7 protein-coding genes are annotated in these 6,725 nt (G+C 73.3%); 3 read left to right on the top strand and 4 right to left on the bottom strand.

Features of this window, described 5'->3' with window-relative positions; translation table 11 throughout:
- Positions 1–1,305: serine/threonine-protein kinase (locus IF88_RS0118580; protein ID WP_030713050.1), on the bottom strand; the 1,305-nt coding region annotated here is incomplete at its 3' end.
- 182 nt (positions 1,306–1,487) lie between these two features.
- On the opposite strand from IF88_RS0118580, the gene IF88_RS47290 reads away from it, so the two are divergent.
- Positions 1,488–2,096, top strand: a complete 609-nt coding sequence (locus tag IF88_RS47290) for a hypothetical protein (RefSeq protein WP_051837104.1) — start codon at positions 1,488–1,490, stop codon at positions 2,094–2,096.
- Between the two features lie 85 nt (positions 2,097–2,181).
- Entirely contained in the window at positions 2,182–2,958 is a 777-nt protein-coding gene (locus tag IF88_RS0118570) for a DUF4239 domain-containing protein (RefSeq protein WP_030713044.1), read from the top strand.
- A 19-nt stretch (positions 2,959–2,977) separates the two neighbouring features.
- On the opposite strand, the gene IF88_RS0118565 is transcribed toward IF88_RS0118570, so the two are convergent.
- From IF88_RS0118565 to IF88_RS0118555, 3 genes are all read right to left on the bottom strand, one after another.
- The gene (locus IF88_RS0118565; protein ID WP_030713041.1) at positions 2,978–4,147 is read right to left on the bottom strand and encodes an MAB_1171c family putative transporter; all 1,170 of its coding nucleotides are present in this window, start codon (positions 4,145–4,147) and stop codon (positions 2,978–2,980) included.
- Positions 4,144–4,701 (bottom strand): hypothetical protein, encoded by a 558-nt coding sequence (locus tag IF88_RS0118560; protein ID WP_030713038.1) that lies wholly within the window; start codon positions 4,699–4,701, stop codon positions 4,144–4,146. Before IF88_RS0118560 ends, IF88_RS0118565 begins: the two co-directional genes overlap by 4 nt.
- A gap of 64 nt (positions 4,702–4,765) precedes the next feature.
- Complete coding sequence (locus IF88_RS0118555) at positions 4,766–5,434, bottom strand: helix-turn-helix domain-containing protein (RefSeq protein WP_030713035.1); 669 nt, start codon at positions 5,432–5,434, stop codon at positions 4,766–4,768.
- 216 nt (positions 5,435–5,650) lie between these two features.
- Between IF88_RS0118555 and IF88_RS0118550 the strand changes: the two genes are divergently transcribed.
- A complete protein-coding gene (locus IF88_RS0118550) occupies positions 5,651–6,640 on the top strand; it encodes a helix-turn-helix domain-containing protein (protein ID WP_234323583.1) in 990 nt (329 codons plus the stop codon).
- Positions 6,641–6,725 lie beyond the last annotated feature (85 nt).

Here is a 6,725-nt window from a genome sequence, read left to right as displayed (position 1 = left end):
GGGGCCGCCGGGGGAGGGCGTGGGGGTGGTGGGTGCGGGGGTGGTGGGCGCGGGAGGTGCGGAGGCGACCGCGTCCGTGGCCGCGCCACGGCCGCCCGCGCCCCCGCTCGTGGACGCCTGCCGCGGGCGGTCGTCGTCGTTCATGAGCAGGGCGGCGGCCGATACGCCCGCGCCGGCGATCGCGGCCACCAGCAGGCCGGCGATCAGCGCGGCAGCCGGGCGGCGCTTCGTGGCGGAGGGGGCGGCCGGGGACACGGCAGCGGGGGCGGTCACGGGCGCCGTCGCCGGCACGGACGCGGGCACGGACGCGGACGCGGGCACGGACGCGGACGCGGGCACGGACGCGGGCCCTGACGTCGGCGCCGGGGGCGCTGCCGGCACCGGTACGGGCGGTGGTGTCGGTACGAGCGTCGGTACGGGTACGGGTACCGGTGCGGCGGGCCTGGCCACGTCCTGCGTCGGCGTGTACTCGGGCGCCGCCGCGTACGCCCGCAACAGCCGTTCCGCCTGCTCCGCGCCGAGCCGCTCGGCGGGATCGCGCTCCAGCAGCCCCCGCACCACCGGCAGCAGCGGCCCGCACGCGGCGGGCGGCCGGATCTCGTCGTAGACCACCGCGTGCAGCACCCCGCCGAGCGAGTCCCGGCGGAACGGGGAGGCGCCGCTCACCGCCGCGCACAGCAGGGCACCCAGCGACCACAGGTCGGACTCGGGCCCCACCGGCGTCTGCGCGGACATCCGTTCGGGCGCGGTGTACTCCGGGGAACCGACGAAGGCCCCCGTCGAGGTCAGCGTCGTCGCGCCCGCCACCTGCGCGATACCGAAGTCCGTGAGGACGGGCCGGCCGCCCGGCGCCTCCAGCAGCACGTTCGCCGGCTTGATGTCCCGGTGCAGCACACCCGCGGCGTGCGCCGTGCGCAGGGCGCCGAGCAGGGCGATCCCGATCCGGGCGCCCTCCGCGGGGTCCACCGGGCCGGTACGGGAGAGCCGGTCGGCGAGGGAGCCGCCCTCGACCAGCTCCATGACGATGTACGGGCGTTCGTCGTCCTCGACGATGTCGTGCACCACGATGATGTGCGGGTGCTTGAGCTGCGCGGCCGCGCGCGCCTCGCGGAGCGTGCGCTCGCGCTGGAGCAGGGCCTCGTCCTCGGACAGCGCGGGATCGAGTGAGACCTCCTTGACGGCGACGCTCCGGCCGAGCAGCTGGTCGGTGGCGCGCCACACGACGCCCATGCCGCCGCGGCCGAGCTTGGCGTCCAGCCGGTAACGCCCGGCGATGAGTCGGGCGTTCTCCCCCTGGGTCCCCATGGCGCCATCATGCCGCATCACCGGTGCGGGGCGGGGCCGGGCGCACACACGCGCGGACGCACGACCGGGTGACGTGATGACCGCGTCCGGGTTCCCGTTCCGTCCGCGGCGTGTCGAACCGGGGCCTTGATCGTTTCTTCAGCGGTGACCATGCATCGGCCGCGGAATTCGGGAGGACGCGCGTGACCGCTTGGCAGTACTTCGCCGGGGCGGGGCTGGTGGCGGCGCTCTGCCCGCTGCACGGCCACGTGGCGGTCGCGGACGACGGCCACGGCCGCGCCGCCCGCGTCGACCTGTGCGTGCCGATGAAGGGGCCGCAGCCGAGGGGGCCCTTGGCGCAGCCTTCCGGGCGGCCCTCGGTACGGGCGGCCGTGCCCGGCGCCGACCGCCCGACCGTGCACCACCCGGGGCGGACGCCCGTGCCGACCGCCGCCCCGGAGCGGCCCGGACGGCCCGCGCGGCCCGGACTGCCGGAACCGGCGCGACCGCCGGGCGCGCCGGCTCCGGCCGAGCCTTCCGCGGAGGCGGCGGCCGGGGAAGCGGAACCGCCGGGGCCCGCGCCGGATCCCGCCGAGGAGACCGCGGCGGCGCCCGCCCCCGCCCCCGCCCCGCCCCGGCCCGGGACCGCCGTCGCCCGCGTGAGCGCCTTCCACGTGCGTCCGTACCGCGCGGTGGCGCTGGAGCGGCGCGGCCCGAACGGGATGTCGACCGTGATGCTCATGGTCGTCGTCACCACGCCGGCCGTGCTCGCCGCCGCCGCCCTGCGTCCGCGTTCCAAGAGCCGGGGCTGACCCCGCCGCGCCCCGCCGACCCGACCCACCCGACTCAGCCCACCTCACCCGCCTCACCCACCCCACCCACACCGGGAGAATCCACGTGTCCGAATGGCTGGTCCTGGCCATTGCCATGGCGCTCGTCTGCGCCGTCGTCCTCGCCATCACCACGATCCGGCACCGCCGGGCCGCGGACGACGAGGACACCAGCGAAACCCCCGACGTCATCGAGTACATGACGATGATGGTGGGCGTGGTCTACGCCATCGTGCTGGGCCTGGCCATCGCGGGCGTCTGGGAGGCGCGCGGCGCCGCGGAGGACAGCGTGCGCCGCGAGGCCCAGGCGCTGTACGAGGTCACCCAGCGCGCCGACGTCTATCCGGCCGCGGTCCGCGACCGGATCCGCGGCGAGGTGGACGCGTACGTCACCCACACCGTCGCCGTGGACTGGCCGCTGCTGACCTCCGGGGAGGGCGCGTCGGCCGAGGGCGCCCAGCTGCTGGGCAAGCTGCGCGGCGACGTCACCCACCAGAGCCCGGCCACCGAGCTGCAGGCGCAGGCCTACCAGCCGCTGCTGGACCACATCGCGGCCGCCGACGACGCCCGCCACTCGCGGACCCAGAGCTCCGAGTCCACGCTGCCGGGCGTGGTGTGGTTCGGGCTGCTCGTGGGCGGCGTGGTCACGGTCGGGCTGATCTTCACCCTGCAGATCCGCCGCTCCGGGCGGGAGTTGCTGCTCGCCGGACTGTTCAGCGCGCTGATCGTGTTCCTGCTCTTCATGGTGTGGAGCTTCGACGCGCCCTACGGGCGGGACGGGATCGACTCGGCGGGGCCGTTCCAGGACCTGTTCCCGAAGACGGCGGTGACCGCGGCCCGCTGAGCCCGCAGGGAGGCGTCCGTTACACCGCCACCTGCTGACGGACCGCCTGCACCACCGGTGAATGCCGCAGGGCGTGGGAGATCCGCAGCAGGTCGCGGGGTACGTCGGGGGTGTCGAGCGGGGTCTCCTCGTCCTCGCCGATGATCTTGCCCTCGGGGTCGGCGGAGCGGGCCCGTACGGCGGCCGCGACCATGGCGGCGTCGGCGACCGCGCGTGCGGTCTCCTCGTCGGCCCCGGTGGCGACGGCGCTCTCGTAGGCGTCGTCGCGCAGGCCCTTGTCGAAGTACGGGCCCAGGTGCAGGAAGCCGTCGTGGATGTCCGACTCCCGCTGGATCACCCGCAGCTCGGCCGCCGACCACCAGGCCATCTGGACGGAGGGCGTGCCGCTGGGCGCGGAGATCTGCACCTCCTGCCACAGCGCGCCGAGCCGGCGGTACGTCGCCCAGGTCTGCCAGTGGTCCGACAGCCGCTGGCAGACGAGGGGGACCACGAAGCCCATCGCGCTGATCAGCGCGCCCAGGGCGGCGAGCGGCGGGGCGACGTAGGTGCTCAGGTCGTCGAGGTTGTGGCCCAGCCAGCGGGCGACCACCGCGGAGATCTTGGTGGCGTCGTAGGTGAGGTTGAAGATGTAGCCGGAGACGATGATCATCAGGCCGACGCGCAGCCAGCCGCGCACCTGTAGCGACCAGCGCCAGCACAGGACCACCATCACCACCGCGGCCACGTGGTGGGCCAGCAGGTAGAGGGCGATCATCATCCCGATGTACGGGGTGTTCGCGTAGAAGGTGTCGAAGTCGCGCAGCCGCTCCACCGGGGTGTCGCCGAGGGCGAACAGCACGATCAGGGCCGCGACGACGAGGCTGTAGCCCTTGATCCAGCGGCGCGAGACGCGTCGGGTCTGTTCCGGCTCCCCGCCTCGCCAGTTGACCATCAGGACCAGGCAGGAGGCGCTGAAGGCGGTGATCAGGCAGTACACGAGGGGGGCCGAGACGTTGACGATCCCGGTCCAGCGGTTGACCGCCGCGATGGTGGGCGGGGCGGCGAAGAAGAACACCGCACCCGCCAGGGTCAGCAGGGCGACGACCGAGCGCAGGAGCGGGTCACGCCAGTTGTGCCGCAGGGCCGGCAGCTTGAAGGCGAGTGAGATCGCCATCGCCGCCGCGGGTATGTAGTAGTCCTCGCCGTTCAACGGTCGTTCCTGTGCCCCCGGTAGCCCAGCGATGCCTCGATGCGGCCCGCCAGTTGGTCGCGCTGGACCGGAGCCCGGTGACCGGCCGATCCGGCCAGCCAGTTCCGGCACCGGCTTCCCAGCAGTAAGCCGAAGGTCTCGGCCTCGGTCTCCTCCCGCACGTCGGCGCGCGTGCGCGCGGCGACACGGCGGACGGTCTCGCCGATGTCGGCCTCGTCGGACAGCAGCCGCGCGGCGACGGCGGCGCCGTCGACGTGGTGGCTGCAGTGGCCGGCCTTCATGTGCCACAGCTCGTGGCCCAGGATGACCAGCTGGTGGTCGGGCGCGGTGCGTTCCTCGATGACCACGAGGTCGCGGTCCGCCATGTCGAGCCACAGGCCGCTGGCCGTCCGCGGGGGGAACGAGGCCATCCGGAAGTCCACCCGTCGGCCGCGGTGTCTGCTCATGCCCTCGCAGAGGGCAGCGTAGAGTTCCACGGGTTCTGCGGGGGCGGTCAGCCGGATGCCGGCCACCAGCTCCCCGCACAACCGCCGCTGCTCTCTGCCTATGCTCACCGTTCTCCCCGTCGGCGCGGATCCGGATCAGGACTCAAGGATCAGACCCAGACTTTCGACTGGGTCAGGATTCATTCGGTTTGACGCTTTCGAGGAGCATGTCCAGCCATTCGGTCACCTTGTCCCGGTGCTTGTCGCTGGGCAGTTGGGCGGCGCGCCAGGCGATGCCCCGTACACCGTGGTTCTGGAGGAGTCTTGCCAGCGGATCGCCCGTCGATGCGGCCGCGGCCGGTACGGTTTCCCGCGCGCGCCCCGCGAAGTCCTGCAGCAGCTGTTGCTCGGTCCGCTGGAGTGCGTCGGTGAGGGCGTCGGAATCGTGCGCCGTGAGGAACCCGGCGTGCACCCCGAAGAAGCGCTGGATCGCGTCGCAGTGCTCCATGGTGGGGCGGCGGTCGCCGTTGATCAGGGCCCCGGCCTGCTGCCGCGACATGCCGGCGCCGTCCGCGATCTCCTGCTGCGTGTAGCGGCGGCCGTTCGGTTTGACGCGCGTGCGCCGCAGCAGGTCGAGCCGCTGGAGGAACCGGGTCTGCAGATCGGGTTCGCCGGCCGGCCTGCCGTCGAGGAGGGTCCTGACCACGTCCGTGGGCACGCCGGAGGCCTCCGAGAGCCGCCGCAGGTCGAAGACCTGGTTCAGGTCGCGGCCCATCTTGCCCGCGAGTTCGGCGACGCGCGTGATGGTGGCTGCCAGGGGTGCGTTGGCCACCGCGACGGGAGCCGGGAAGCCGTCTGTCACCAGTGGTTCTCCTAGATCGCGCGAAGTCGGTACGGCACATGGTCGGCTTCTGGAATCTAGCCGCTCTCGCCGGTAAGGGCTAGAACGTGCCACAGCTGTGGCGGGAATGAGCTGTCAAGAGGCTGGAATTGCCACAATAGTTGACACTCGAATGAAGTCGGTAGCAGGATCGCCACACGGAAATGAAGATCCAGACCGGAGGAGGGGGAGCTCTCGGTGCCACATCTCGCAGCGGTGGGCCCGTCCGATGGCCTCGCCCGAACCGGTGAGGAGCGCCTTGCGGGCGAGGAGTCCGCACGAGGCGTCGTGCGGTCGGAGCGGCGCAAGGAGATTTTGCGCCAGCGCCGCGAGGAGCTGGGGCTGAGCCAGGAGGACCTCGCCGCCCGGCTGCGCATCAGCGTGCGCGCGTACGGAAACTGGGAACGCGGCCTCGTCAAGGAGTGGACGGACCGCAAACTGCTCGCCCTGGCCGAGGCCTTGGAGATGAGCGAGCGGCAGTGCTTCTGGCTGTTCCGCGTCATGGTCGACCGCGACCCGCCGCCCACGTGGCGGGCGGCCGAGGAGAACCGGCTGCCCGAGGACCCGGCGCAGCGCGACTACCTGTGCGACTACGCGGCCCTCATGGAGTCGGTGCCCTACCCGAGCTTCCTGGTGGACCACCGGTGGGACGTCGCACTCACCAACTCTGCCTTCGACCAGCTCTTCCAGTCCGTACGACCGCACCCGACGGCCCTGCCGGACGACAACTTCCTGCGCTTCGTGCTGTTCCACCCGGACGCGGCGGGCGTGCTGGAGGACCACGAACCGGGCTGGTGCGTACCGCTGCTGGCCCGGTTCGCGGCCGCGCTGGCCGCCGCTCCCGAGGACGAGGGGCTGCGCAGCATCCGCCAGGAGGTGGCCCGTGACCCGTTCATGGAGGCCGCGTACCGGTACGGGGTGCCGCACTGGCTGAGCATGCGCGGGGCCGAGGCCGCCGAGATGGACGGGGCGGTGCGCACCGTGCGCCACCCCGACCCGCAGTGGGGGCTGGTGCGCTGCCGGATGGTGGCCGAGACCAGCCGGATGCTGGACGAGATGGGGCTGACGCGGATCACCCTGATCCTGTCGGCGCCGCAGGGCGCCCCGGTGGGTCCCGTACGGGGCGGTGGCGCAGTCGCGCACCAGCAGGGCGCCAGGCTGCGCGCCGTGCCGTCGCTGGAGGACTGACCGGCCGGGGCAGACTGGTGCCGGCGGGCGCGCGCAGCGGGTTCCGTGTCACCGATCGTGGCACGGGAGCCGCCGGAGCCGCCGC

Origin of the sequence: Streptomyces sp. NRRL F-2580 (assembly GCF_000720115.1) — a bacterium.
Classification (GTDB): Bacteria; Actinomycetota; Actinomycetes; order Streptomycetales; family Streptomycetaceae; genus Streptomyces.
This window is presented reverse-complemented; position numbering and strand designations above follow the sequence as displayed.